At 60.1% G+C, this 26,014-nt stretch carries 25 protein-coding genes; 11 read left to right on the top strand and 14 right to left on the bottom strand.

Annotated elements, in window-relative coordinates:
* Nucleotides 1-171: 171 nt before the first annotated feature.
* The 5 genes from LG31_RS0116350 to LG31_RS0116330 all read right to left on the bottom strand — a co-directional run bounded on the left by LG31_RS0116350 (nt 172) and on the right by LG31_RS0116330 (nt 6,202).
* Nucleotides 172-1,074, bottom strand: a complete 903-nt coding sequence (locus LG31_RS0116350) for a serine hydrolase (RefSeq protein WP_033115493.1) — start codon at nt 1,072-1,074, stop codon at nt 172-174.
* A gap of 234 nt (nt 1,075-1,308) precedes the next feature.
* Nucleotides 1,309-2,775 carry a glutamate/gamma-aminobutyrate family transporter YjeM gene (yjeM, locus tag LG31_RS0116345; RefSeq protein WP_033115492.1) on the bottom strand — a complete coding sequence of 489 codons (1,467 nt, stop codon included), beginning with the start codon at nt 2,773-2,775 and terminating at the stop codon, nt 1,309-1,311.
* A 414-nt stretch (nt 2,776-3,189) separates the two neighbouring features.
* Nucleotides 3,190-4,029, bottom strand: coding sequence for a DMT family transporter (locus LG31_RS0116340; protein ID WP_033115491.1), 840 nt, complete (start codon nt 4,027-4,029; stop codon nt 3,190-3,192).
* Between the two features lie 92 nt (nt 4,030-4,121).
* Complete coding sequence (locus LG31_RS0116335) at nt 4,122-5,024, bottom strand: ABC transporter substrate-binding protein (RefSeq protein ID WP_033115490.1); 903 nt, start codon at nt 5,022-5,024, stop codon at nt 4,122-4,124.
* Between the two features lie 116 nt (nt 5,025-5,140).
* Complete coding sequence (locus LG31_RS0116330) at nt 5,141-6,202, bottom strand: porin (RefSeq protein WP_033115489.1); 1,062 nt, start codon at nt 6,200-6,202, stop codon at nt 5,141-5,143.
* A 218-nt stretch (nt 6,203-6,420) separates the two neighbouring features.
* On the opposite strand from LG31_RS0116330, the gene glpX reads away from it, so the two are divergent.
* Nucleotides 6,421-7,431, top strand: coding sequence for a class II fructose-bisphosphatase (gene glpX, locus LG31_RS0116325; protein ID WP_033115488.1), 1,011 nt, complete (start codon nt 6,421-6,423; stop codon nt 7,429-7,431).
* A 260-nt stretch (nt 7,432-7,691) separates the two neighbouring features.
* Nucleotides 7,692-7,943: a YkgJ family cysteine cluster protein gene (locus tag LG31_RS0116320; RefSeq protein ID WP_033115487.1), complete on the top strand. Its 252-nt coding sequence runs from the start codon at nt 7,692-7,694 to the stop codon at nt 7,941-7,943.
* Between the two features lie 78 nt (nt 7,944-8,021).
* Here LG31_RS0116320 and LG31_RS0116315 read toward each other — a convergent pair whose 3' ends face one another.
* The 4 genes from LG31_RS0116315 to hemC are packed head-to-tail and all read right to left on the bottom strand — an operon-like array spanning nt 8,022 to nt 11,901.
* Complete coding sequence (locus LG31_RS0116315; protein ID WP_033115486.1) at nt 8,022-9,185, bottom strand: heme biosynthesis HemY N-terminal domain-containing protein; 1,164 nt, start codon at nt 9,183-9,185, stop codon at nt 8,022-8,024.
* A gap of 9 nt (nt 9,186-9,194) precedes the next feature.
* Entirely contained in the window at nt 9,195-10,244 is a 1,050-nt protein-coding gene (locus tag LG31_RS0116310; protein WP_033115485.1) for a uroporphyrinogen-III C-methyltransferase, read from the bottom strand.
* Nucleotides 10,241-10,975 (bottom strand): uroporphyrinogen-III synthase, encoded by a 735-nt coding sequence (locus LG31_RS0116305; protein WP_033115484.1) that lies wholly within the window; start codon nt 10,973-10,975, stop codon nt 10,241-10,243. The genes LG31_RS0116310 and LG31_RS0116305 overlap by 4 nt, the downstream gene beginning before the upstream one ends.
* On the bottom strand, nt 10,972-11,901 hold the full coding sequence (hemC, locus tag LG31_RS0116300; protein WP_152598419.1) for a hydroxymethylbilane synthase: 930 nt from the start codon (nt 11,899-11,901) through the stop codon (nt 10,972-10,974). The genes LG31_RS0116305 and hemC overlap by 4 nt, the downstream gene beginning before the upstream one ends.
* A 323-nt stretch (nt 11,902-12,224) precedes the next feature.
* On the opposite strand from hemC, the gene LG31_RS0116295 reads away from it, so the two are divergent.
* Entirely contained in the window at nt 12,225-14,744 is a 2,520-nt protein-coding gene (locus tag LG31_RS0116295; protein ID WP_033115482.1) for a class I adenylate cyclase, read from the top strand.
* A gap of 68 nt (nt 14,745-14,812) precedes the next feature.
* Here the strand turns inward: LG31_RS0116295 and LG31_RS0116290 are convergent, their stop codons facing one another.
* The gene (locus tag LG31_RS0116290) at nt 14,813-15,466 is read right to left on the bottom strand and encodes an alpha/beta hydrolase (RefSeq protein WP_033115481.1); all 654 of its coding nucleotides are present in this window, start codon (nt 15,464-15,466) and stop codon (nt 14,813-14,815) included.
* The gene (gene cyaY / locus LG31_RS0116285; protein WP_033115480.1) at nt 15,463-15,777 is read right to left on the bottom strand and encodes an iron donor protein CyaY; all 315 of its coding nucleotides are present in this window, start codon (nt 15,775-15,777) and stop codon (nt 15,463-15,465) included. The genes LG31_RS0116290 and cyaY overlap by 4 nt, the downstream gene beginning before the upstream one ends.
* A 73-nt stretch (nt 15,778-15,850) precedes the next feature.
* On the opposite strand from cyaY, the gene lptM reads away from it, so the two are divergent.
* The 6 genes from lptM to LG31_RS0116260 all read left to right on the top strand — a co-directional run bounded on the left by lptM (nt 15,851) and on the right by LG31_RS0116260 (nt 20,675).
* The gene (gene lptM / locus LG31_RS20580) at nt 15,851-16,027 is read left to right on the top strand and encodes an LPS translocon maturation chaperone LptM (protein WP_082035419.1); all 177 of its coding nucleotides are present in this window, start codon (nt 15,851-15,853) and stop codon (nt 16,025-16,027) included.
* A gap of 32 nt (nt 16,028-16,059) precedes the next feature.
* Nucleotides 16,060-17,310: a diaminopimelate decarboxylase gene (gene lysA, locus LG31_RS0116280; protein ID WP_033115479.1), complete on the top strand. Its 1,251-nt coding sequence runs from the start codon at nt 16,060-16,062 to the stop codon at nt 17,308-17,310.
* A gap of 50 nt (nt 17,311-17,360) precedes the next feature.
* Complete coding sequence (gene dapF / locus LG31_RS0116275; RefSeq protein ID WP_033115478.1) at nt 17,361-18,191, top strand: diaminopimelate epimerase; 831 nt, start codon at nt 17,361-17,363, stop codon at nt 18,189-18,191.
* Between the two features lie 101 nt (nt 18,192-18,292).
* Entirely contained in the window at nt 18,293-18,973 is a 681-nt protein-coding gene (locus LG31_RS0116270) for a DUF484 family protein (RefSeq protein ID WP_033115477.1), read from the top strand.
* Nucleotides 18,966-19,931: a tyrosine recombinase XerC gene (xerC, locus tag LG31_RS0116265; RefSeq protein WP_033115476.1), complete on the top strand. Its 966-nt coding sequence runs from the start codon at nt 18,966-18,968 to the stop codon at nt 19,929-19,931. Before LG31_RS0116270 ends, xerC begins: the two co-directional genes overlap by 8 nt.
* 33 nt (nt 19,932-19,964) lie before the next feature.
* Nucleotides 19,965-20,675, top strand: a complete 711-nt coding sequence (locus tag LG31_RS0116260; RefSeq protein ID WP_033115475.1) for an HAD-IA family hydrolase — start codon at nt 19,965-19,967, stop codon at nt 20,673-20,675.
* 75 nt (nt 20,676-20,750) lie between these two features.
* Here LG31_RS0116260 and LG31_RS0116255 read toward each other — a convergent pair whose 3' ends face one another.
* Nucleotides 20,751-22,277 carry a cyclic nucleotide-binding domain-containing protein gene (locus tag LG31_RS0116255; RefSeq protein ID WP_033115474.1) on the bottom strand — a complete coding sequence of 509 codons (1,527 nt, stop codon included), beginning with the start codon at nt 22,275-22,277 and terminating at the stop codon, nt 20,751-20,753.
* A gap of 143 nt (nt 22,278-22,420) precedes the next feature.
* Here LG31_RS0116255 and LG31_RS0116250 point away from each other — a divergent pair, with 143 nt between their 5' ends.
* Nucleotides 22,421-22,804, top strand: coding sequence for a hypothetical protein (locus tag LG31_RS0116250; RefSeq protein WP_033115473.1), 384 nt, complete (start codon nt 22,421-22,423; stop codon nt 22,802-22,804).
* On the opposite strand, the gene LG31_RS0116245 is transcribed toward LG31_RS0116250, so the two are convergent.
* Entirely contained in the window at nt 22,805-23,587 is a 783-nt protein-coding gene (locus LG31_RS0116245; protein ID WP_033115472.1) for a gamma-glutamyl-gamma-aminobutyrate hydrolase family protein, read from the bottom strand. It abuts the gene before it with no gap.
* Nucleotides 23,588-23,984: 397 nt separating this feature from the next.
* Nucleotides 23,985-24,509, bottom strand: a complete 525-nt coding sequence (yjgA, locus tag LG31_RS0116240) for a ribosome biogenesis factor YjgA (RefSeq protein ID WP_033115471.1) — start codon at nt 24,507-24,509, stop codon at nt 23,985-23,987.
* Nucleotides 24,510-24,622: 113 nt separating this feature from the next.
* On the opposite strand from yjgA, the gene pmbA reads away from it, so the two are divergent.
* On the top strand, nt 24,623-25,966 hold the full coding sequence (gene pmbA / locus LG31_RS0116235) for a metalloprotease PmbA (protein ID WP_033115470.1): 1,344 nt from the start codon (nt 24,623-24,625) through the stop codon (nt 25,964-25,966).
* Nucleotides 25,967-26,014 lie beyond the last annotated feature (48 nt).

Genomic DNA, 26,014 nt, shown 5'->3' with positions numbered 1-26,014 from the left:
TTTACAACTCATTGATTCCGTTAATGTGAATCACACTATTGAGCGGTTACATTTCGTAACGGGGTGGCGGAGAGGGTTACTTGGGGTGTGATCTGGCCCCCGTTTACGATGGCCATAGCCGGCATGAAAAAAGCGAGGCAGTAGCCTCGCTTTTTGAGTTTGCAGGATGGATTACTCGCGCAACATGGCGCTCTGGTTGGCTGCCAGGGTTGTTCTGCCAGAGCTCTCCAGCCATGTCCTGATCCGCTTGGCATCGGCCACCCGGTCGTTGGTGGTTTCGGCGTTTAGCAGCACCATGATCACCGGCTCGCTGTTCACCCTGGTGCCCAGCACCAGACAACGACCCGCTTCGCGGATATAGCCGGTTTTGGAGAGGGTAAACTCCCACTGCCCCTCGCGTACCAGCCGGTTGGAGTTGCGATAGTGGAGCTGGCTCTTGTTGGTTCGCACATAGCTCTGATCGTCGGTGGAGTATTGGCGGATCAGCGGATAGGCAGCGGCGGCTGCCGCAAGCTTGGCCAAGTCCTGGGCGGTAGAGACATTGCGCGGGGTGAGACCGGTGCTGTCTGCATAGTGGGTGTTCCACATCCCCAGCATGCGAGCCTTGGCATTCATCGCCTCGACGAAGGCGCGCAGACCGCCCGGGTAGTTGCGTCCCAGCGCTGAGGCGGCACGGTTCTCCGACGACATCAGGGCGATATGGAGCATCTCGGCCCGGCTCAGTTTCGAACCGATGGCCAACCGTGAACCTGTGCCTTTGATACGATCAACATCCGCATTGGTGACGGTGAGGGTTTCATTGAGGCGCTGGTTGGCATCCAGCACCACCAGCGCGGTCATCAGCTTGGTGAGAGAGGCGATGGGCATCACCCGATTGCCGTTGTGCTCGGAGAGCACTTCACCTGTTCTGTGGTTGGCGACCACGAAAGCGGCCGAATTGAGGTTGGGAATATCCCTTCGCTCCAGAAAGCTGTGATTGCTGCTGGCGGAAAAGGGGTTGGCGTGGGCACTGTCCATAGCGGCCGGCAGCATTACTGCGCCAAGCAACAGGGGAAGAAGGGAACGCATCATCATGATCTGCTCTACCGGACAAAAAACAGGGATATCTCGGTAAGTTATATGTCGTGAATTGGCGCTTCACAATGATTCTCACCTTGATATTGATAATTTGCTGCGTTGTAGCTGTTTAGACCATGATTTGAGTATCCAAAAAGGTCTCTTTTGCGTCTTTTACAGGCTGTTTTAGCTGATGTTGAAGGAAAAAACGGGGCCCGAAGGCCCCGCTGGGTATCAGGATGAAATGGCCGATCAGTGGGCATCTTCCTGCTTGATTTTGAATCGCATGGAGATGATGACGAACAGCACCGGGCCTATGATGGTCCAGACGCCGGTCGAGATATCGCCGGAGATAAAGGGGGCGACCACGGTAAAGACGTTGCCGAATGCCACCAGGATCAGGCTGACAATGGTAGCCAGCAGTACCGAGCGCGAGCTCTTGAAGAAGATCAGATCCTTCTCCAGTGCCGGGTTGTGACGATAGCGATACCAGGCGTAGATGAGGAACATGTAGGGCAGGGTCATGCCGACGTTGGTCATGGTGATGATCAGTTCATAGAGGGCGGCGGCCCCTTCCGGATTGATCAGGGTGAAGATGGATTTGGCAGCGATGAAGATGCAGACCACCCAGGCCTGAACCTTGAGGGCCTCGACGCGAACGCCATTCTGGTTTTCACGCTGGAAGCGCTCCGGCCAGAAGTAGCTCGGGGTGCCGGTGATGAACTGACGCAGCGGCGCGTAGGAGAGGGCGATAAAGGCGCCCAGATAGCTCAGGAACATGCCAAGGCCGGCAAAGCGCATGAAGAGCTGGCCCAGCCACTCGCCACCCAGATGACGACCCAGCTCCAGCATGATGATGAAGAGGGCTGAGAGGGAGGTGATCCCCTCGGCCGGGAAATCGCTCCAGCGCATGATGGAGCCGACCGCCAGAAAGCCGATGATGTAGCAGAGCACGATGAAGGCGCCGGAGAGGAAGATGCCACGCTTGAGATCGCGCTCGGGATCTTCCAGCTCGTCAGCCACACCGGCCATCGCCTCGACGCCACCGTAGGCAAAGATGGCGAATACCATGAAGCCGAGGAAGGGGATGATGTCGTTGAAGGCGGCATTGGGGGAAGAGGTCAGCGATGCCTCGGTGAAGGGCTCCTGCAGGGTCATGCCGCTCACGGTGAAGGTCAGGACGCCGCCAACCAGCAACAGCACGTTGAGGGCTACGACTGAGAGGCCGCCGATGGCTGCTACCTTGGCAAAACGGGCGCTACCAAAGGTGATGAGCTTGGTCACGATGGCCACCAGCGCAATGGCAACGACGCCCAGAATGAAGGGGCCAAAGTCGATGCCGGTGCCCAGAGTGACCGGGATAACGGTGATATCGCGGCCAAACAGCATGAAGGAGAGGGGCACCCACATGGAGAGTGCCTTGCCGAACATCCAGATGACGTAGGAGGCGAACCACATGGTCAGCCCGATAAAGGCGTAACGGGTCGAGACCGAGTGGCGCATCCAGGTAAAGATGCCGCCAGCCTCTTTGCGAAAACCGGTACCGAACTCAATCATCATCAAGATAAAGGGGATGAAAAAGAACAGACCGCCGACCACGAACATCGGAATGGCGGCATATCCCATGCGGTAGAAACCGATCCCGATATTAGTAACGCCAAATACCGATGTGAGTATCATCAATATAAAGGCACCCAATTTCAGCTTTTTTGCTGACATATAAAACTCCCTGCTGGTGCAGCATTTTAAATAATCAAAAATTAAACATATCAAGCTGGATAAATTAATTATCCGGAGTGCATCAGCCTGTCGCGGTGCGACAGGCACAAACGTTCAGCCACAGATCGGTTGGTGGCCGCAAATCACTGTTTGACGAACCTGCATGGTGAATGCCATGGAGAGAAGGGGTGGTGCTGCCAAGCATTGAATGGACGCAATTTTATCATTAACGGCATCGAATTGGTAAGTTAGCCATATGGTTCTCAATCATATCGAAATAGCAATGCCAGTTAATTAATACGTTGCGGATGTAATAATTTACGATTGTGGCACATCTATTTTTTGCTCGATATCCGCGAATAGATAAACGCATAGTTTGTCGACAGATTTAAAAGCAAATGAAAATTGATTCTCTTATCCGAGGCGAGTCAGCAGCACGCCACCGGTAATAATGGCGGCTGCAGTCAGGCGGGCTCGCCCCAGCGGTTCTTTCAGCAGCCAGACCGAGAGCAGCATGGCAAACAACACGCTGCTTTCGCGCAGGGCGGCAACCACGCCGATGGGAGCCTGGGTCATGGCCCAGATGACGATACCGTAGGCGATCAGGGACATGGCTCCTCCTGTCGCGCCTGCTGCTGCATGCCGGCGGATTTGGCGCCAGGTGTTGCGCTTCTGGTGGACGATCAGTACCAGCAACATCACCAGACCTGTACAGGCGAACAACCAGAGGGTATAGCGTACCGGTTCGCCACCAGCACGTGCGCCGGCGCCATCCGAGAGGGTATAAGTCGCCGTGAACATGGCGGTGATCAGTGCCGCCCGAACCGCTTTGCTGCCAAGGCGTTGCTGTCCCCCTCGCCAGGCCATCAGCAAGACTCCCATGATCAGCACGCAGGCGCCGACGATACCGCCGTAGCCCGGATAGTCGCCGAGCAGCATGGCACTTAACACCATGGCGAGCAGCGGGGCGCTGCCGCGGGCGAGCGGATAGATCTGGCCAAAGTCGCCCTGATTGTAGGCATGACTGAGAAAGAGGCAGTAACCGGTGTGGAGCAAAATCGAGAGGCCTAGCCAGGGCAGTTCAGCCTGTGATGGCAACCCCATTGGCAGCAGGGCGACTGCGGCAATCAACCCGGAGAAGAGGGCGACCAGCGAAATGCCGACCAGTCGCTCCTCACCGATTTTGACAAGGGCATTCCAGCTGGCATGGAGCAGGGCTGCCAGCAGCACGGCAAAGAAGACGATGGTACTCATGGGTGGCGCCTCGAATCCGGGAGCCGATATCATACCCGAACGGCACCTGCCGCGCCGGGATCTCCATCAAGGGATTGGTTGGGCGATCGCTCTTATTGCCCACTTTGGCGCAGTTTACCGAGGGGACCCAGCACCAGCTTGGGGTTGGCATCGAACTTCAGGGCGATATCCTGCAGCGGGATGCCCTGCTGGTTGAGGTGGATGATGTCGGCGGCCATCTTGCCCAGCAGTTTGTAGCTGCTGATGGTACCGACTGTGCAGCCGTGCTGGACGAAGAGCTCGGCGCTGCAGATGGTGGGGATGCCCGCTTCGTTCAGGACGCTCAGTAGACGGGGAGCGATGGAGAGCAGGTAGCTGTCCGCAGCCAGAAAGACGATGTCGTTGCTGGCGTCTTGCTGCAGTCGCTTCAGCTCACTGTCGAGCCGCTTGGGATCCGGGGCAATCCGCCAGGGGACCACCTGCCAGTCGTAGCGTCTGGCCTCGGAGATGAGCATGTCGGTGATGAGGCGGGTGTTCTGCTCCCGCGGGTTGAAGGGGACGAGGAGCCGTTTACCGGCGGGCAGGTACTTGCTGGCATTGGCCAGCTGCAGCGCCATCGGCACCATGTTGCTGGTGCCTGCCACCATCTTGTTCCGATTTTTGTCCTTTGCCAGAAAACCGGCACCTGCCGGATCCGAGACCACGCTGAAGATGAGGGGCTTGCGATCGGCCAGCAGGCTCTTGGTCATGGCGGTAGCAGTGGTGCCGAAGGTGTAGATGTAGTCGTAGCTGGCCAGCTTGGGCTCAATTTGCTGGCGCAGCATGGCCGCCAGCGTGGCGCGATCCTGCGCCGCATCGAAGGTAGTGAAGGTGGGCTGATAGCCAAGGCGCAGCAGCTCTTCGCGAAAACCGGCTTCGGCCGCAGTCTCGCCGCGCCAGAGCACCATGGCGATCGAGAGTGCATGGGCCGGCAGAGCCAGCAAAAGCAGGAGTGCAGCAAGCTGTTTCAACATCATCCAGCCTCGTGTCGTACAAACATCACCTGTTGAGCCTAGGCCAGTTTGTCGCTGCGTGAACAAAGCAAAAAGCGCGATGGCATGCCATCGCGCTTTTGGTATCCATCCTGACCCGATTAGAAGTCGTAACGGGCAGCCAGCTGGAAGTCATCCTTGTTGGCAGTCGCAGTACCGGCCACGCTGTCCAGATTGTTGATGCGGTACTCGCCGATAACGCGCAGGTTCTTGTTGAACTTGTACTGGGCGCCCAGGGTGTAGTAGTCCACGTTGTCCTTCTTGACGCCCGCCTTGTCCTGCTCCTGCTTGTTCCACAGTGCCATTAGACCGAAGCCGTTCTCGAAGTTGTAGCCCAGCGCGGCTTCCCAGCCGGTGTGGTCGGTGCCGGTGGCCAGGAAGTCGCTGCCGTCGGCATAACTGAGGGCGGCGTAGGCAGCCTTGTTGTCGTACTTGGCAGAGATGATAAACAGCTTGGCATCACTCTCGCCGCTCTTGTCGCGAATGCCGACGTTGTAGGCAGTACCCAGCGACAGATTGAACGGGAAGGTATAGGCCACGGCAGCACCGTAGGCGGCATCGCTATCCTTGCTGGTAGTCTGCTCGGTGTCGCCGCCGTCGAACTTGTAGCTGGTATCGAGCTGGAAGCCGTTGAACAGGCCAGAGTATTTCAGCACGGAACCGGCACGGTTGGTGGCGAAGGTGTCGGTCTTGGCACCCAGCGCATCGTTGCCGTAGCCATCGGAGAGGGATACGTCGGTCCAGTCAGCCAGGAAGCCGGGAGCCCCTTTCTGACGGCCGAAGGTGACGCTACCCCAGTCTGCGCCTACGCCGGCAAAGGCCAGACGGGTACGCAGGTTGTCGGAGTTCTCGCTGATGGTCTTCTCGCTGTCGTTGATATACATCTGCACTTCGTACTGGGCCAGCGCTTTCAGACCGCTCTGGATCTGGGTCTCGGCTTTGGCTCCGAAGCGGACAAACTGGTTGGCGCCCTGCTTGGCACTGTAATCCTGAGTGCCGTTAGGGTGGGTGGCATCGACGCCTTCTTTCTTGTCACCGAAGAACTGACCGGCATAGATGCGGCCATAGAGATCCAGCAAAGAGGTGTCGTTTTTATACACTTCAACGGCTTGAGCCTGGAAGGCGGCAGTCAGCGCCAGTGCCACTACAGTCAGCTTTTTCATCTTAATCCCTTGTGTTGCAAGCTTTTGTTTGGAAGACGGGGCCATCCTAGGGAGGGGGGATGACAGCGGGGTGACAGTTGTATGAAGAGTCGATGGCAGTTGGGTTGCAATTGGATGAATTGGCTACATTTATGCGCCTGTCAGCTACTTTTGTGCGCAAAGGTTTGCCCTTGTGGTAGAATGCCGCCCGTTTTCGAGCTCCATAGGTTGGATATGCGATGAGACGTGAACTGGCAATCGAGTTTTCCCGAGTGACGGAAGCGGCTGCACTGGCTGGCTACAAGTGGCTCGGACGTGGTGACAAGAATATCGCCGATGGGGCGGCCGTTGCGGCCATGCGCCACATTCTCAACCAGATCGAGATCGATGGTGAGATTGTGATCGGCGAAGGTGAAATTGATGAAGCGCCGATGCTCTACATCGGCGAGAAGGTCGGTACCGGGCATGGCGACGCGGTGGATATCGCGGTCGATCCCATCGAGGGTACCCGCATGACCGCCATGGGTCAGGCCAATGCACTGGCCGTGCTGGCGGTGGGCGACAAGGGCTCCTTCCTGAAAGCGCCCGACATGTACATGGAAAAGCTGATCGTCGGCCCCAAAGCCAAAGGCGCCATCGACCTGAATCAGGCTCTCGAGCTGAACCTCAAGGCTGTGGCCAAGGCGCTGGGCAAGCCGCTCTCCCGTCTGACTGTCATTACCTTGGCCAAGCCGCGTCATGACAAGGCGATCAAGGAGATGCAGGGGCTGGGTGTGCGGGTGTTCGCCATTCCCGATGGTGACGTCGCAGCCTCCATCCTGACCTGTCTGCCGGACAGCGAAGTGGACATGCTGTACGGCATCGGCGGCGCGCCAGAAGGAGTGATCTCCGCTGCGGTGATCCGCGCGCTGGATGGCGACATGCAGGCCCGTCTGATCCCGCGTCACCGGGTCAAGGGCGACAGCCCCGAGGTGATCGCGCTGGGCGAGCAGGAGATTGCTCGCTGCGAAGCGCTCGGCATCGACGTCAACAAGGTGCTCAAGCTGGAAGACATGGCGAAGAATGACAACGTCATCTTCTCCGCCACCGGCATCACCAAGGGTGATCTGCTGGACGGCATCACCAGCGATGGCGTGATGGCGACCACCGAGACCCTGCTGATCCGTGGCAAGTCGCGCACCATCCGCCGTATCAAGTCGATCCATTACCTTGAGCGCAAAGACAGCGTAGTGCGCGACATTATTCTGTGATGTAGTGAATACTGGTCGGCGGCAAGTCCCGTACTATGTGCCGTCGCATCAAGTCGATCCATTATCTGGAACGCAAAGACAGCGTGGTTCGCGACATCATCCTGTGATGATGGCTCTGCCCGCCATGCGGTAGTGAATCAAGCCCGATCGCCTCGCGGTCGGGCTTTTTGCTGCCTGCCCTCTACGTTTGTCATCTGGCCTGGGCTATGGTGGCAGAGAGTCCGACAGTGCAGGTTGATCCTGTGACAGGAGTGGGTTGTATGGAGTGTCGTTCCGGTTGCGGTGCCTGTTGCATCGCTCCCAGTATCAGCAGTGCCATCCCCGGCATGCCCGATGGCAAACCGGCTGGCGTCCCCTGCATCCAGCTTGATGCGCGCCTTGGCTGCAAGATCTTCGGCCAGCCAGAGCGGCCGGCGGTATGTGGCGGCTTTCGTCCGATGGCAGATGTGTGCGGTAGCCACCGCGCCGAGGCAATCTGGCTGATTGGTGAGCTGGAGCGGCTCACCACCTGACGAGAGCAGAACAAAGAGATAAAAAAAGAGGCCGCATTGTGCGGCCTCTTTGTCTTTTTGGTGTTTGCAGTCAGAGGATCAGAGCCCCGCCAGATCCAGCGCCTGACGGTAGTACTCGTTGGCCTTGTTGGTAAGGCGGCGCTTGTCCATCACCTGACCGAGCGCGTGGTAGACGGCGGCACTGGGCGCCTTCTCCACCTGCTGTTCCAGCAGCTTCTGGGCCTCGTCCAGCTGGCCGGCCAGCAGATAGAGTTGGGCCAGCGCGTTGTCGACCTCCGGCTGCCCCTGCTGTTTTTGCAGCAGTGCCAGCAGCGGCTGGTAGTTGTCGAGTTTCAGCTTGGGCAGACGGCTCAGCAGCTGCGGCATGACCTGCTTGCGCAGCGCCTCCTGCCAGAGGCTGGCCGCTTCGCTGTCGGCACCCAGCCCGCGCAGCAGATCGCCGTAGCTGGCCAGCAGCTCAGGTTCGAGGCGCAGCTTGCGCGGCAGCTCCTGCCACACCGCCTTGAGGGTCTCCAGATTGCTCGCTGCCTGCTGCAGACGGCCATTCCACGCCTGTTGCAGCAGCTCCTCTTCCTGTTTCGGGGTCAGCTTGCCCACCTTGTGCAGGGTGGGGATAAGGTCGCACAGGGCCGCCCAGTCGTGGCGGGCCAGATGCACCTGACGCAGCTGATCCAGCACCATGGGATGGCGCGGGTTGAGGGCGTAGACCGACTCCAGCATCGCCAGCGCGGTATCGTACTGGCCCTGCTCGATCTGCAGCTGGGTCTGGGTCAGGGTGAGCGCCAGCTCGGCCTTGGGGTTCTCCTCCTGAGCTTTTTGCAGATATTGATCCCGGCGGACATCGTCACCACGGGCCTGGGCCGCCTTGGCGGCGCTCAGATAGTTGAGCAGCGGGGTGTCGCTGTTGCTGGCGCCCTTGAGCATCAGCTTTTCGGCCTGGCTGTAGTGACCTTCGGCCATGGCCAGGGTGGCGGCCACGGTCTGCTGATTGGCCTTGCGACGACGACGGGAGCCGTACCAGCCGAGGGTCTTGCGGCGCAGGCCGAACACCCGGCCCAGCAGCCACTCGACGATAAGCAGCGCGCCGTAGAACAGTACAGCCAGGATCACCGCGCTGGTGACGGAAGATTCGATGGTGTAGTTGCCGAGCGCAATCAGGACATAGCCCTTGTTGCCTGACGCCTGTGGGCCGAAGATCAGCCCTGCGACCATGACGGCAACCAGAATGATAATGCGGATCATGGGGCCCCCTTAGCTGCTGGCCAGAATGCGTTGCAGGCGTTCGGTCAGCACCTGCTCCAGCATCGCCTGGGTCTTGAACTGCTCCGGATAGCTGATCTGGATCTGCTCGCCCTTGAGCTTGTCGAGCTCACCCTGCATGTAGTGAGTGGCGCTGTTGTCGGTATCGAAGTACTGGGTCAGCCAGCGCTGAGCCTTGTCGATGCTGTCCTCATAGAGGGACTGCTGTTCGCGGTAGACGGCGAGTTGCGCCTGCAGCAGCTTGGTCTTGAGGTTCTCGCGCAGGAAAAATTCCTGCTGTGGCGAGAGCAGGGCTTCCACGGCGCCATCGCGGCGACGGATGGTGATGAAGTTTTCGGTGAACTTGACCCAGTTCTTCTTCAGGTTGCTCTCCCACTCGTCAGGATTGGTGCTGACCGCCTGATCCTGCTCTTGTTTGGCTTCCGGCATGTTGACGGCGGAGAGCGGGAGCAGCTCGATCTGGTCTTCGAGGGCGGCAAGCTTGAGAGTAAGCCCTTCACGGTCGATGCGCGGCATCCCCTTGAGCTTGGTGATATCTTCGGCCAGTGCCTTGCGGATCGGCATCAGGCTGGGGTCGTTGAGGGCGGCAATACGCTCGTCGGCGTTGCCGAGCAGGGTGATGGCAGAGACAAGGTCATGTTCCAGCCAGAGCTTGCGGCCCGCCATGCGCACCAGATACTCGGATTCGGCCAGCATCCAGTCGTTGGGGCGCTTGTCGTTGAGATCCAGTACCCGGTTCTGCAGCCCCTGCATCTCGCCCTGCAGCCGTTGCTGGGTCTGGCCCAGCGCGGCCAGTTGTTCGGCATCCTTGCTGTTGCTTTGGTCAATCTTGCTCATGGCGCTGGCCAGCTGCTGTTTGAGCTGGGCCAGTTCGGCCTGCTGGGCCACCGCATTCTTGTGACCGTGCAGATAGAGACCACCGGTCAGGCCAAGGGCCAGCAGGATGGCGACCCCTCCCAGAACGGCACCGGAGCGGCTCTTGCTGCCATTGACCACCGTGGTCGGCTGGGGTGTGACCTGGGATTCTTGTTGTGCTGTCATTCCATCTTCCTCAGTTCCAGTGCGGCCATCAGGGCCTGGTTGGATGCACCTTGGGCAATCGTGATATGGATAAAGCCCGCAGCGCTGGCCATCTCGGCCACGCGCGGACTGGGGACCACCAGCAGGCGGTCAAAAAGCCAGGGCTGCTGGCTGGTGGGAACCAGCTCCAGCAGGCGTTGCAACAGTTCACCACTGGTTACAAGCAGGCTGTCGAGCCCGGCTGCCTGCCAGTGGCTGGTCAATGCTTCCCCGTCAAACTCGGGGTAGTGGCGCTCGTAGGCGGCACAATAGTGCACCAGAGCACCGCGTGAGGCCAGCGTGCTGGCGATGAGATCCCGCCCGCCATTGCCGCGCAGGATCACTACCCGCTTACCGCTCACCTGTTGTAGTTCGGGCAAGGCCAGCAGTCCCTCGCTGCGCGGGTCGTCCGGACAGATCGCCTGCACGCCCACCTCGGCAAAGGCATCGGCACTCGCCTGACCCACTGCGAAGTACTCAATATGTGGCCAGGTCAGACCAGTTTGCAACAGAAAATCGTGTGCAAAATGAACGGCATGGATGCTGACGGCGATAACGATGTCAGCGTCTTGCAGCATGTCGGCCAAGCGGGGGAGGTCGCTGCCCGCGACCGTTTCCAGCAACGGGCAGCAGAGTGGTGCATGACCGAGCTGGCGCAGCAACTGCGCCAGCTCGGTGGCCTGAGCGGCCGGACGCACCACCAGCGGGATCATGCGCGGTAGACCTCGGCCAGGATCTCGTCGGCGCCAGCCGCCAGCAGGCGCTGTGCCAGCGTCTCTCCCAGCGCTTCGCCTTCGCTCACCGGGCCGCGGATTTCGTCGCGGATGACGCGGGTGCCATCCGGGCTGCCCACCAGACCGCGTAGCCAGATCTGCTCGCCGTCGACCAGTGCATAGGCACCGATAGGCACCTGACATCCCCCTTGCAGGGCGCGGTTCATGGCTCGCTCGGTCAGCACCCGGGCCCGGGTCTCGGCGTGCTCCAGCGGCGCCAGCAGTGCGTGCAGCTCGTGATCGTCGAGGCGGCATTCGATGCCGACAGCCCCCTGACCGTTGGCCGGCAGGCTCTGCTCCGGCTCGATAAAGGCGGTGATGCGGTGCGCCATCTCCAGTCGTTTCAGACCGGCGGCCGCCAGAATGATGGCGTCGTATTCACCGGCATCCAGCTTGGCGAGGCGGGTGTTGACGTTGCCGCGCAGATCCCGGATCACCAGGTCGGGGCGGGCTGCACGCAGCTGGCACTGGCGGCGCAGGCTGGAGGTGCCGACCACGGCTCCTTGCGGCAGCTCGGTAATGGCCTTGAAGCGGTTGGAGACAAAGGCATCGCGCGGATCTTCCCGCACGCAGATGGTGTGCAGACCGAGCCCCTCGGGGAACTCCACCGGCACGTCTTTCATGGAGTGGACGGCGATGTCGGCACGTCCTTCCAGCATGGCGGTCTCCAGCTCCTTGACGAACAACCCCTTGCCGCCCACTTTGGCCAGCGGAGTATCGAGGATCTTGTCACCCTGAGTGCTCATCGGTACCAGTTCGACCTGCAACTCTGGATGCAGGGCTTCAAGCTGGTCTTTTACAAAGTTGGCCTGCCACAGGGCCAGCGGGCTCTTGCGAGTGGCAATTTTCAGGGTTCGGGCTGCCATATCAATCAGTTGTTTCATTTTTAGAAGGAAATCGATATTACCACCCTTTGCCCGGGCTTTCATGGCGGAGCCGGCAAAAGCGGGCTCAAGCTCAAAAATGGAGGCTGAAAATGATTTTCATTAAGTTGAAGCGATTGATTAATTCATTGAAATAATTGAAATTTAACCGTTTCCCCTGATACCACCTGTGGTCGTACCAGAAATAATCCGGTGATTCGCTGTCGGCTTGTTTACCACTGCTGTTTGCATTGTTAACATGATCACACTTTTTTGACGTATCCCGCTTTTGGTGCGTCATTTTCACCTTGGTGATAGGCAGGGCATTGCTGGAAAAACTCGACACGCTGGTTGCGCGTTATGACGGTATTACCCGTCTCAAGACGCAACGGGCGCTGGGCCTCATGAGTCGCTACGGGCAGCAGGTATTTCAACTGCTGCCGGTCATGCTGCACTTCAATCATCCCCTGTTGCCTGGCTATGTTTCCGGTGATGTCCCTCATGGCATCTGGAGTTTCAGCACCACCCCGGAACAGCAAGCCTTCATCGATGACCTCTGCCAGAATGCCAATTGCCTGAACGGGCTTGCGACCCATGACCGAGCCATTCAAGGGCTCTACTCCATGGGCAGTACCTCCTCCATCGGTCAGTGCTGTCACTCGGACCTCGATATCTGGGTCTGCCACGTAGCCGGTTTGTCGCAGACGCGGCTCGATCTGCTGGAGCAGAGGTGCCAGCAACTCTCCAAGTGGGCGGAACAGCGCGGGGTCGATCTCAACTTCTTCCTGATCCCGGAAGACAAGTTCCGCCAGACCAATGATGCCGAGATGCAGGGGGAGAGCTGTGGCAGCGCCCAGCACCTGCTGCTGCTCGACGAGTTCTACCGCAGCGCCATGCACATCGCCGGCAAGCGGCTTATCTGGTATCTGGTGCCCGTCGAATATGACGACCACTACGACGAATATGTGAACGGGCTGTTCGAGAGCGGGCAGCTCGATCAGGATGACTGGCTCGATCTGGGCAGTTTTAACCGGATCCCGGCCGAGGAGTATTTCGGCTCGGCCCTGTGGCAGCTCTACAAGGGGATCGACTCTCCCTATAAAGCCGTGCTCAAGTCGGTACTGATGGAAGCCTACTCCCATGAGTACCCCAATACCCGCCTGCTCTCGATGATTGGCCGCGACTGGTTCCAGCACAACGAGGGGATGCACTACCGGCTCGACAACTACTGCCTGATGCTGGACAAGGTGACCAACTACCTCAAGTCCATCGGTGACATGGCGCGGCTCGATCTGGTGCGTCGCTGTTTCTACCTCAAGGTGTGTGATGGCCTCAGCCATCCCAAGGACGAGCACTCTCCCGAGTGGCGTCGCGAGCAGATGAGCCAGCTGGTCTCTTACTGGGGCTGGAGTCAGGAGAAGCTGTACCACCTCGATCACCGCCACGAGTGGAAGGTCGAGGAGGTGAAGATCGCCCATGCCGAGTTGCTGGAAGCCCTGATGCAGAGCTACCGCAACCTGATCCAGTTCGCCCGTCGCAACAACATCAGCGAGTCGATCAACCCGGAAGATATAGGCATCCTGTCGCGCAAGCTCTATGCCGCTTTCGAGAGCCTGCCGGGCAAGGTGCAGCGGGTTAACCTCAAGATAGCGCCGGATCTGAGTGAGCCGGATCTCAGCTTCGTGCAGGTGCCGCACGGTCGGCTCAACCGCGCTGGCTGGTATCTCTACAAGCATTCGCTGGAGCCGGTGGACATCATTGGCCGCGCGCCGCTCGAGTTCAACGGTTACATCAGCAAGTTGGTCTCCTGGGCCTATTTCAACGATCTGCTGACGCCCCAGTCGCGGGTTCACCTGTTCAATCAGGGGTCGGATCTGCACATCGACAATCTGCACCAGTTCTGTCGCGATCTCTCCGGCTGCTTCCCCGAGAAGTACCCGCTCGCCACCAACCTGGCGCTCAGTCGGCCGTGCGAGATCCGTCAGCTCTCCATCTTCCTCAACCTGGAGATGGACCCGACCAGCCACTGGGTCGGGCAGGTGATCGAGTTCGACGCCAACACAGTGGATGTCTTCTCGTTTGGTCGCAATCAGGAGTGTCTGGTCGGTTCGGTGGATCTGGTCTATCGCAACTCCTGGAGCGAGATCCGTACCCTCCATTTTCAGGGGGACGAGGCGGTGGTCGATGCCCTTACCACCATCCTCGGCAAGATGCATCAGGATGCCGCCGCCCCCGAGATGATCGAGGTGTTCTGCTACAGCCAGCACTTCCGCTCTCTGGTGCGCTCCCGCTTCCAGACCCTGGTGGCGGAGTGTATCGACCTGCGCCTGGCCCGCGACAAGCAGCAGTTGGTCAAGACCATGGCGCTCGGCCGCGAGAAGTACGGCATCTTCTTCGAACGGCGCGGGGTGTCGGTGAAGAAGCTGGAGAACGCCATCGACTTCTACCGCCACATCTCCCACAACAAGCTGGATCACCTGCCGCTGCGGCTCGACAAGACCCACAGCCAGCATTTGCCGAGTATCGTCGATGCCTATGCCAGCGAGGGGTTGGTGCAGTTCTTCTTCGATACCCGGGATGCGGGCACCAACATCTATATCCTCGATGAGGCGAACCGGGTCGAGATCTACCAGCACTTTGCCGGCAACAAGGATGAGCTGGTCTCCGGCGTAAACCGCTTCTACACCTCCAATCACGAGCGCTTCAGCGACGACGGTCAGTTCATCAACTTCAACCTGCCCCAGTACTACGAGATAGTGCAGCACAATGGCGAGCTGGCGGTTATTCCCTACCGCAGCCAGGGGGCGGGGCGTGAACAGATACCGCCGACCCGCGATGTGGGTTAGCCGCTGCGGATTGAGAGCCCAGCAATAAAAACGGCCTGCAGTTGCAGGCCGTTTGCTTTTGCGGTTGCTCAGGCGCCGAGGCGGGCCAGCAGCCAGCTGCGAATGTCGCCCAGCTGCGGGCGGCAGATCTCGTGGCGCATCGGGTACTCGTGCCACTCGGGGGCGAGCCCTATCTCTTCCAGCCGGTTCTTGGCATCCCAACCTAGCGACAGGCTCACCACATCGTCGTAGATGCCGTGCATGTAGCAGATGGGCAGGGTGCGAGCGGCCTCGCTCATCTCATCTGCCAGCTTGTCGGGGGCGGCCAGATAGGTGGACATGCAGAGCAGACCCGCCAGCGTTGCCTGATAGCGCAGCGCGGTGAAGGAGGCAATCACCCCGCCCTGAGAGAAGCCCGCCAGCACGATATGCTCGGGGGCAAACCCTTCGGCGACCAGCTGATCCAGCAGAGCGCTGATCTGACTGGCTGATTCACGGACATGGGACTCCACGGCCCGCTCAGCGGGCTCCTCGAAGCTTTTGATGTCGTACCAGCCGCGCATCTTGTAGCCCATGTTGATGGTGATTGGGCGCTCCGGCGCATCCGGCAGCAGGTGACGCACCGGTAAGCTGGCGGGCAGATCCAGCGCATCCACCAGCGGGGCGAGGCCGGCACCGGAATCACCCAGCCCGTGCAGCCAGATCACCGCGTGACGGGCGCCCTGTGGATGGATGTCAATCATGGGAACACCACGGGTTCACCAGCCTGAGCGGTGCAGGATTTGCTCAGCAGTGCCTTGAGCTCATGGCCGAAACGGTTGTCGATCCAGGTTTCCCCCTGCAGTTCGAAGTGGAAGCCGTTCTCGCGGGTGGCGACCCAAATCTGGTGCAGCGGCTCCTGCTTGTTGATGATGACCTTGGTCTTGTTCTCGAACACGAGGGTCAGGACACCCCCGTTGCGCTCGCAGTCGATATCCGGATACCCCTCGTCGAGCGTGTCCTCCACATACTGGAAAAAGGCGTCGGTCAGGGCGTGATACTCGTGATCCTTCATCGGTTTATCCTGTTGCTTTTAACAATGTGAGTGCGATTATAGAGGGCCAAAATTTTTTTCGCAGCGAACCATTATGATTACCCAGTTCACCAAGTGTCTGCTTGCTACTCTTCTTTCCCTCGGGTTGGCCGCCTGCGGTCTGAAGGGGCCGCTCTACATGCCGCCTCCCGAGCAACCCCAGAGCCAGAGTACACCGCAAGCGGCACAGCCTGCGACCCCTGCGGCAACCAACGAGGCCGCGCCGCAATAATGCCGCACCCATTCTAGGAAGGAACCGCCCCCTTGGATCACTTTAACTACGATGCCGATGGCCAGCTTCAGGCCGAGCAAACCTCGCTGCAACAGCTTGCCGAGCAGTACGGTACCCCGCTTTATGTCTACTCCCGCGCCACCCTTGAACGTCACTGGCACGCTTTTGACAAGGCCGCGGGCGATATTCCCCACCTGATCTGCTATGCAGTCAAGGCCAACTCCAACCTGGCGTTGCTCAACCTGCTGGCTCGACTGGGGTCAGGGTTTGACATCGTCTCCGGTGGCGAGTTGTCACGGGTGCTGGCGGCGGGCGGCGATCCGCGCAAAGTAGTCTTCTCCGGGGTGGCCAAGAGCGAGGCCGAAATGCGCCTCGCGCTGGAAAAAGAGATCCTCTGCTTCAATCTGGAGTCGGAAGCGGAGCTGGAGCGCCTCAACCGGGTGGCGGGCAGCATGGGCAAAAAGGCGCCAGTATCGGTGCGGGTCAATCCGGATATCGATGCCGGTACCCACCCCTATATCTCGACCGGCCTCAAGCAGAACAAGTTCGGCATCCCCATCGAGCTCGCCCCTGCCATCTATCGCAAGGCGGCGGCGATGGAACATATCGAGATCGTCGGGGTGGATTGCCATATCGGCTCGCAACTCACTGAATTGAATCCCTTTATGGAAGCAGCGGACAAGCTGCTGCGGCTCATCGACGGTCTGGCGGCGGAAGGTATTCATATCCACCATCTGGATGTGGGTGGCGGCCTTGGAGTCAACTACGGTTCCGAGCAGCCACCGCACCCGACCGAGTATGCCGAAGCGCTCAAGCAGAAGCTGGCAGGGCGGGAGCTGACCCTGCTGTTCGAGCCGGGCCGCGCCATCGTCGCCAATGCCGGCGTATTGCTGACCCGGGTTGAGTATCTGAAACCGGGCGAGACCCGCAACTTCGCGCTGATTGATGCCGGCATGAACGACATGCTGCGTCCCTCGCTCTATGGCGCCTGGATGAACATCATCGAGGTGGATAGTCGTGCCGGCCATCCCCCTGCGCTCTATGACGTGGTGGGGCCGGTGTGCGAGACCGGTGACTTCCTTGGCAAGGAGCGCACCTTGGCCATCGCCGAGGGTTCGCTGCTGGCGGTGCGCTCGGCCGGTGCCTACGGCTTTACCATGTCATCCAACTACAACACCCGTCCTCGTGCCGCCGAAGTGCTGGTGGACGGTACGCAATCGTTCCTCATCAGAGAGCGCGAGCAGTTGACCGATCTCTGGCGCGGTGAGCACTTGCTGCCTTAAGCTGCCTTTAAAAAGTGCCTTGAGCGCGCGCCCAAAAACAGGAACGCACGATGTTGATAGATTTTTCCAAGATGCACGGGCTGGGAAACGACTTCATGGTGGTGGACGGTGTCACCCAGAAGATCTTTTTCAGCAACGACGTCATCAAGAAGCTGGCGGATCGCCACTTCGGGGTCGGTTTTGACCAGCTGCTGCTGGTGGAGCCCCCCTATGACCCCGAGCTCGATTTTCACTACCGTATCTTCAATGCCGATGGCAGCGAGGTGGAGCAGTGCGGCAATGGCGCCCGCTGTTTCGCCCGCTTCGTGCGTCTCAAGGGGTTGATCAACCGCGATCGCATCGCGGTCAGCACGGCGCGCGGTCGCATCGTGTTGCAGCTGGAGGGGGAGAATCAGGTCACGGTCAACATGGGAGTGCCCCAGTTCGAGCCGGGCAAGATCCCGTTCCGGGCCCAGAAGGCAGAGAAAACCTATCTGCTGCGGGCGCAGGAACATACCGTGATGTGCGGCGCCGTCTCCATGGGCAACCCCCACTGCGTCATCGAGGTGCCGTCGGTGGCCGATGCGCCGGTGGCGACACTGGGGCCTATCATGGAGCGTCACGAGCGTTTTCCCGAGCGGGTCAACGTCGGCTTCATGGAGATGGTCAACGCCACCGAGATCAAGCTGCGGGTGTTCGAACGCGGGGTGGGGGAGACCCTCGCCTGCGGTACCGGCGCCTGTGCGGCCGCAGTCATCGGCATGAGCCAAGGCAAGCTCAAGGAGCGGGTCACTGTCAGCCTGCCGGGCGGCAAACTGACCATCGCCTGGAAAGGGCCGGGCCAGCCGGTCTATATGACCGGGCCGGCCGAACATGTCTTTGATGGCCAGATCGACGTATAAAGCAGTTATTCCGATTGATAGCGGTTCAGGCGGCAGGAGCCATACTCCCGCTGCCCATGATGTCGGGGCCAGTCCCCTTTCTCTGATGGATCAACCAAGTTATGAGTGAACTCAAACGGCAGGAGCAACTGGTGGACGAAGCCGCCGTGCTGGAGTACCTGGCCCGTTACCCCGAGTTTTTCCAGCGCCACGGTGCCGTGCTGGACAGGATCCGCATTCCCCACGAGCGCAAAGGCTCGGTCTCGCTGGTCGAACGCCAGCTGGATCGCCAGCGCGAGCGGATCGAACAGCTGGAGCAGGAGATCACCGAACTGATGGGGATCGCCAGCGAGAACGAGCGGATCTTCCGGGTCTATGCCGATCTCTATGGCGAGCTCTATGGCTGCCAGACCCTGTTCGAGGTGAGTGCCGTGATGGGCAAGGCCTTCGTCCAGCGGCTGCGGCTGACCGGTCTGCGGCTCTGGCTCAACCCGAAAAAGTTTCAGTTAAGCGGCCCTGAGGCGCGCTTTCTGGCCGAGGGCAAACAGCTGGAACAGCTGCTGGGTCAACGTTTGCCGGGGCAGGATTACTACTTCGGCCGTCTGAACCAGAGCGAGAAGCAGGCGCTGTTTGGTCACGACGTGCTGGTCAACTCGGTCGCTCTGATGCGGCTCGGCGATCTCGGTGTGTTGGCCTTTGCCAGCTCGGATCCCAGCCACTTCACTCCGCACAACGACACCCTGTTGCTGGGCCAGCTGGGCCGACTGCTGCAACTGCGGCTGCCAGAGCTGGCGCATGGCTAGGGCGCCCGCCAAGGCGCCTACTGTTGCCGAACCACTGCCGTCCGGATTGGCTGACGATCTGGCGGCATTCATCGAATATCTGAGGGTCGAGCGCCAGCTCAGCCCTCACACCCGCAGCAACTATCAGGCCCATCTGGAGGCGATGACCGCCGCGCTGGTGAAGCTGGGGCTCGAAACGTGGAGCCGTCTTGAGGCGAGTCAGGTTCGGACTCTGGTGACCCGGATGCACAAAGAGGGGCTGGCGCCCCGTTCGCTTGCCACCAAGGTCTCCGCTCTGCGCAGCTTCTGTGACTGGCAGGTGCGGCAGGGGCGGCTGGTGGCCAATCCGGCCCGCGGCATTGTGACCCCCAAGCAGGGTCGGCCACTGCCGAAAAACCTCGATGTGGACGAGATGCACCAGCTGCTCAACATTACCGACGAGCAGGATCCGCTGGCGGTACGGGATCGCGCCATCATGGAGCTGATGTACTCCTCCGGCTTGCGCCTCGCCGAGCTGGTCGGGCTCAATCTGGTGGATGTGAAACTCGACGACCGTCAGCTCAGGGTGACCGGTAAAGGCTCCCGCGAGCGGGTGCTGCCTATCGGCCGGATGGCGGTGGAGTGGCTGCACAAGTGGCTCAAGGTGCGACCCCTGCTGGCGGGCACCGAGAGTGAGGCGCTGTTTGTATCCAGCCGCCAGCAGCGGCTGTCGGCCCGCTCGGTACAGGCCCGCCTCGATGGCTGGGGCAACAAGCAGGCGCTTAATGCCCATGTCCATCCCCACAAGCTGCGCCACAGCTTTGCCACCCACATGCTGGAGTCCTCCGGCGATCTGCGGGCGGTGCAGGAGCTGCTGGGTCACGCTGATCTCTCAACTACCCAGATCTACACCCACCTCGACTTCCAGCATCTGGCCAAGGTCTACGACAGCGCTCACCCGAGGGCCAAGCGGGATCCCGAATCGCAGGAAGATGAATAACGGGCTGTGCGCCCCCGTTGCAGAGGAGAGTCCATGCACTTCTATCGCCGCTGGCAGCCGGTTGCCGCCATCTCGTTTGATCTCGACGATACCCTCTATGACAACGGCCCTGCCATCGAGCGGGCCGAGCAGTGGATGCTGAGCTACCTGCGCAGCGAATATCTGGCCACCGCCATGCTCGACAAGCCGCGTTGGCTGGAGCTCAAACGCGCGGTGCTGCTGGCTCGGCCCGAGCTGCGCCACGATGTCAGTCTGGCGCGCCAGCAGACCATCTGTACCGCCATGATGGAGGGGGGGATGCCGGCGGCGCAGGCTGGACGCGCCGCCGAAGAGGTATTTGCCGCCTTTCTGGCCGAGCGCTCGAAAATCGAGGTGAGCGATGCGACTCATGAGCTGCTGGCCCGGCTGGCGGCACGCTATCCGCTGGTGGTCATCACCAATGGCAATCTGGATCTGGCTCAGGCAGGGCTTGAGCCCTATTTCACTCTGGTCTGCAAGGCGGGGATAAATGCCAGAATGAAGCCGGCACCGGATATGTTTGAGCAGACCCGCAGCGCCCTCAAGCTGCCTGTGGAGCGGATCCTCCATGTGGGGGATCATCCCGAGACCGATGTACTTGGGGCTCGCCTGCACGGTTTTCGCGCCGCCTGGCTCAACGAGCGGCAGCAGCCATGGCAGCAGTTGCAGCAACTGCCGGATGTAGAGCTGAGCGCGCTGGGAGAGCTGGCCGAGCTGCTGTTGTGAAGGTTGCCGGGCTGGTGAGGGAATGAGGGGGAGTAGTATGGCGGAGCTGTCGTCACAACTCCGCCAGAGGTTGCCTTATCTGCCGCCAAACAGCTTCATCAGCTTGTCGAGGAGATCCAGCTGTTGCGGTGGATGCTTCATGGACTCTGCCTCGCGATCCAGCAGCGCCTGCTGCTCCTGCTGACGATCGCTCAGCACCCGATAAAGGGGCTCGACCAGCGATTCGCGTTGAGCAACCAGCGCCTGGAACATCGCCTGATTGATGCGATAGGTCTCCACCGTGGCGAGCGCCCGTACCGTAAAGGTGCTGGGCTCGCCGGTGAGCAGGCTCAGCTCGCCAAAGAAGTCACCCGCCCCGAGCGTGCCGAGTTTCAACTCTTTTCCCTCCGCATTGACCAGCATCTCGGCCTCACCCTTGACCAGCACGAAGAGCCAGCTTGACACCTCTCCCTGCTCCAGCATGACGTCACCGCTGACGAAGGGGGCGAATTTCACCTGATCGGCCAGCTGAAGCAGCTCGTTCTCCTGCAACATGGCAAACAGCGGCAGCTTGCGCAACGTATCGGTACGCTCGGCGGTATGGCGTTTGTGGCGCGCATCCAGATGTTGCTTCTCCTTGGCCATAAAGACGTTGAAGATCGGCGGAGTGAGGCGCCTGTCATTGCGACGCAAGGCTGCATCGATGAGGCTGCGTACCATGGAGTCGGTGGGATCATCGCGGGCCAGGTCGGTCAGCCAGTAGCGCACCGCATAGCGGGCGATCCCCCCTTCGACGTTCATCAGCAGGCAGTCCGGTTGGGGATGCTTGGCGACGCAGGGCAGCTTGGTCTCCCGCAGGGACTTCTCGATAAGGGCGATGATCTGGGTCGGCAGGGTATCCAGCGTCAGATCGAACCAGACCCAGCGTCGCCACTGGAGCGGTTCGCCACGGCGACGGCCGAGCACAGTGAAACGCTGCTTGAGCAGGTGACTGTTGGGGATGACCACTGTCTCCCAGTTGCGGGTCTCGATGGTGGTGGCGCGCCAATTGATCTCGACGACGCGCCCCTGGGTGGTGTCCACCTGCAGCCAGTCACCGATGGAGATGGAGCTGTCGAGCTGGATCGAGACCCCAGCCAGCAGGTTGCCAAGGGTGTCCTGCATGGCAAAGGCGATGACGGCGGTGATCACCGCCGAGGTGGTGACTATCTCTCCCAGCGCCATGCCGGAAGCGTAGAGGCGAAACAGCCCCCAGCCGATGTAGCCGATGGTGATGACGATGTCGGCGATGATCCGCGGGATCTTCACGTGACAGAGCGGCAGCAGGAATTCGAACAGCAGGATCCCCCATATCTTCACCATCACCAGCCCTGCCAGCAGGGTGGAGATTTCAACCAGCAGATGGTGGGGGAGCGGCAGCTTGAACCAGCCTCCTTCCAGCTGGATCAGGACGATGACCACAATGCTCATCATCACGAAACCAAGCTCGGAGAGCAGCTCCCGTCGTTCGCCGGGGCGGCGCCAGAAGTGCACCAGCATGAGCGACAGGGTGAGCAGGGTCCAAAACGGGTGTTCACCGATCCAGAGCAGGGTCGGTAGCGCAGTGAGATTATCGCCAAACATAGCAGCCCCTTGGCATTGTTTACCTCCAGCATAGCTGTTCCATGGCGGAGAAATGGTGCGCCGATGCGCCATTTTATTTATGCTGCACTCAATTGCTTCAGGGAGGTCTTCCAGTGCAATTTTCAAAGAAAATCATCTGCTTGATGGCGCTCTTGCCGTTGGCAGGCTGTGACCTGCTGGTGGATCGCTATCGGGTTGAGTTCAGGGATGGATCCTGGCGCGAGATTGCTATTACCCCCTTCTCCAGCGAGGCGCGCTGGCGCGAGGGATGTGCGACTGGCGAGGTGCTGAGCGACATGACGGTACCCATCAAGCGTGGCGACAAGGTGAATGGTCGTGAGCAGCTGTTGATTGGAGGGGAGAAATTCGAGCTGGATGACAGCAATCTCTATCGCAGCAATGGCATGGTATTCGGCCAGTCGCCGGACCATATCCAGCGCGGCCTGAAAGGGCTGGATGCCTGTCGTGGCCTGCGCCTCGAACGAGGGGGGATGCCCAAGCTCAAGGCGCGCGGGTTTGGCGAGTGATTACGTCTTGCTGGTGACCGCCTGGCGCTTGCGGCAGGCATCGCCAAAAGCCTCGAAGATCTTGATGGAGTAGGGATTTTCCCTCGCTTTCCACTCCGGATGCCACTGCACAGCCAGCAGGAAGGGGGAGATGACAGGGGCGTGGATAGCCTCGATCAGACCATCCTCGGCATGGGCCAGCGGTTCCAGCCCGCTGCCCAGTGTCTTGATCCCCTGTCCGTGCAACGAGTTGACCGCAATGCTCTCTTCGCCCATCAGGTCGGCAAACCAGCTGCCAGAGACCAGATTGATCTGGTGGCTCTCTCCATACTGCTCGTCTACCGGATCGTCCGAATCTTCCCGATGATCGTCGTATCCCGGCTCGCTATAGACCTTCTGGTGGATATCTCCACCCAGCGCCACGTTGATCTCCTGCATGCCGCGGCAGATGCCGAGGATCGGCAGTCCGCGCTCCAGCGCCCCCTTGATGAGCGGCAGATCGAACAGATCGCGATCCCTGTCCTGCTGTTTTTCCGGAGTGAGGTTCTCCTGGCCATAGAGGGTGGGGTCTATGTTGGAACCTGCCCCGCTCAGGTAGACGCCATCGGCCAGATCCAGATACTGCTCCAGATCGGCGGTGCCGCAGCAGGTGGGCACCAGCAGTGGGACACAGTGGCTGAGTTCGACCAGCGGCGTGATGTATTTGTGGGTCATCACCTGATAGGCGTGGCCGTTGCGGGGCTGGGCGCCCATGGTCATCAATACGACGGGTTTACGGTTGGGAGGGAGTGAAGGCGTTGGCATAGGGCACCTGAGTTATCCTTGGCGTTGAATTCGCATCCTGCGCCTTGGGCAGACCCTTGCACATAAACCGGACAAGGGCATGCCTCAAAGCATGGTCAAGGGATCCCGTGTCGGCCCGGGGGCAGAATCGTCGGTCAGCCTCGGCAACGACAGCCTGGATCCTGCTTCCAGTCTGCCAAGGCCGTTCAATATGTCAAACAAAATGATGCAAAAATGTTAATGGTTGTGACTTGCATCTTCGCCAAGTAGCCTATTTTTGGCCATTCCAAGCCATCGCTTTGCATAAAACTGCTGCATTGTGGTGGATATATTAAACGAGGTGTGTGTTGTGATGTGGGCGGGAGTAGCGGGGCGTGCATAAAAAAACGCCTCCGCAAGGGGAGGCGTTTTTCGGGGATCACAGCAGGTCTTCGATCTCGCCGCGCAGATACTGGTACATTTCGCGGTAGGCGACCGGCGGCTTGTTCAGCTCCCGCTCCTTGTTGGCGGAACGGATCAGCTGGCGCAGTTTCTGGCGATCCAGCTCGTGGAACTGGGACATCAGCTCGTTGAGGGCGCTGTCACCTTCGGTGATCAGGCGCTCGCGCCACTGCTCCAGCCGGTGCAGGCGGGCATTCACGGTGGAGTGGCGGTTCTTGATGATGGAGAGCGCTTCGGCGATCGGCTCTACATCCCGGCTGCGCATCAGGCGGCCGATGAACTGCAGGTGACGGCGGAAGGACTCATCCTTCTTCGGCTTGAGCTTGCGGCCCAGCTCGACCGCTTCTGCCAGCTCTTCATCCAGCGGGATCTTCTCCAGCTCGCTGTGGCTGAGGGAGACAATCTCTTCCCCCATCTTCTGCAGGGCTTCGGCATCGCGCTTGAGCTGGCTCTTGCTGGGGCCCCAATCTTCCCACTCGTTGTCGTCTTGATGGTGACTCATCGGTCTCTTGATTCCTGTCATTCACGTTTGGTGGATATGTTACCAGCTTCTCCCGCTGGGCGCAGGGGTCTGATATGCTTAGCCCCTTTCCTTCCTTCATACAGATGTGAGTTATGGATCAGCAAGACCAAATCCGCCAGGATCAAGCCCATCTCGAGGCCGTGGTTGCCGAGGCTCTGGATATTGCCAAAGGACTGGGCGCTTCGCTGGCCGAAGTCTCCATCAGCAAGCAGACCGGACTGTCGGTCAACACCCGCGGTTGTGAACTGGAAAGCATTGAATTCAACAAGGACGGCGCGCTCGGTATCGCCGTCTATCGCGATGGCTGCAAAGGCTCCTCTTCCACCACAGACCTGAGCCGTCCCGCCATCCGTGCCGCCGTTGAAGCGGCGATGGAGATTGCCCGCCATACATCACCCGATGCCTGTGCCGGTCTGGCAGATGCCGAACTGTTGGCCTGGGATGCGCCCGATCTGCAGCTGTGCCACCCGGTGGCGCTGGATCCCCAATACGGTATCGAGCTGGCTACCGAGTGCGAGCGCTTGGCGCTGGGTCGCGATGCCCGCATCAAGCACTCCGACGGGGCCGGTTTCTCCAGCCACCTAGGCATCAAGGTCTATGGCAACAGCCACGGTTTCGTCAAAGGCTATGCAGCCTCGCGCAACTCCCTGAGCTGCGTGCTGATCGGCGAGCAGGATGGCGACATGCAGCGCGATTATGGCTACTCCTCCAGCCGAACCCTCGACGGGCTCTGGAGCCCGCAGCGTATCGCCGACGAGGCGGTGGAGCGTACCCTCTCCCGCCTTGGCGCCCGCAAGATTGCGACCTGCCAGGCTCCGGTCATGTTCCATCCCGATACCGCCTCCGGTCTGTGGGGTCATCTGGTGATGGCAATCAGTGGGGGCAACCTCTATCGCAAGTCGAGTTTCCTGCTGGACAAGCTGGGCAAGCAGATCCTGCCCGAGTGGCTGACTATCCAGGAGTTCCCCCACCTGCTGGGCGGCCTGGCCAGTACCCCGTTTGATGGCGAAGGGGTGCGCACTCGCGACATGGACATAGTGCGCAACGGCGAGCTGATGAGCTGGCTGCTCACCTCCTACTCCGCCCGCAAACTGGGGCTGACCAGTACCGGCCACGCCGGTGGCATCCATAACTGGCAGGTCTCCAGCACAGGTCAGGACTTCAATGGCATGCTCAAGGAGATGGGCACCGGCTTGCTGGTGACCGAGCTGATGGGGCAGGGGGTCAACATCGTCAATGGCGACTACTCCCGCGGTGCCGCCGGTTTCTGGGTTGAGAATGGCGAGATCGTCTATCCGGTCGAGGAGATCACCATTGCCGGCAATCTGGCAGATATGTTCAGTCACATAGTGGCTGTGGGTAGCGATGAAGATGAGCGCTCCAGCCTCAAGACCGGCTCGGTGCTGGTGGAGAGGATGAAGCTGGCGGGTCACTGATCCCCGATTTCTGCCGAGCTGAAACAATGAAAAAGGCCCCTCGCAATG

Origin of the sequence: Aeromonas lacus (genome assembly GCF_000764665.1) — a bacterium.
Classification (GTDB): Bacteria; Pseudomonadota; Gammaproteobacteria; order Enterobacterales; family Aeromonadaceae; genus Aeromonas; species Aeromonas lacus.
Note: the sequence above shows the minus strand (reverse complement) of the source record. Positions and strands in the feature narration are given on the sequence as shown.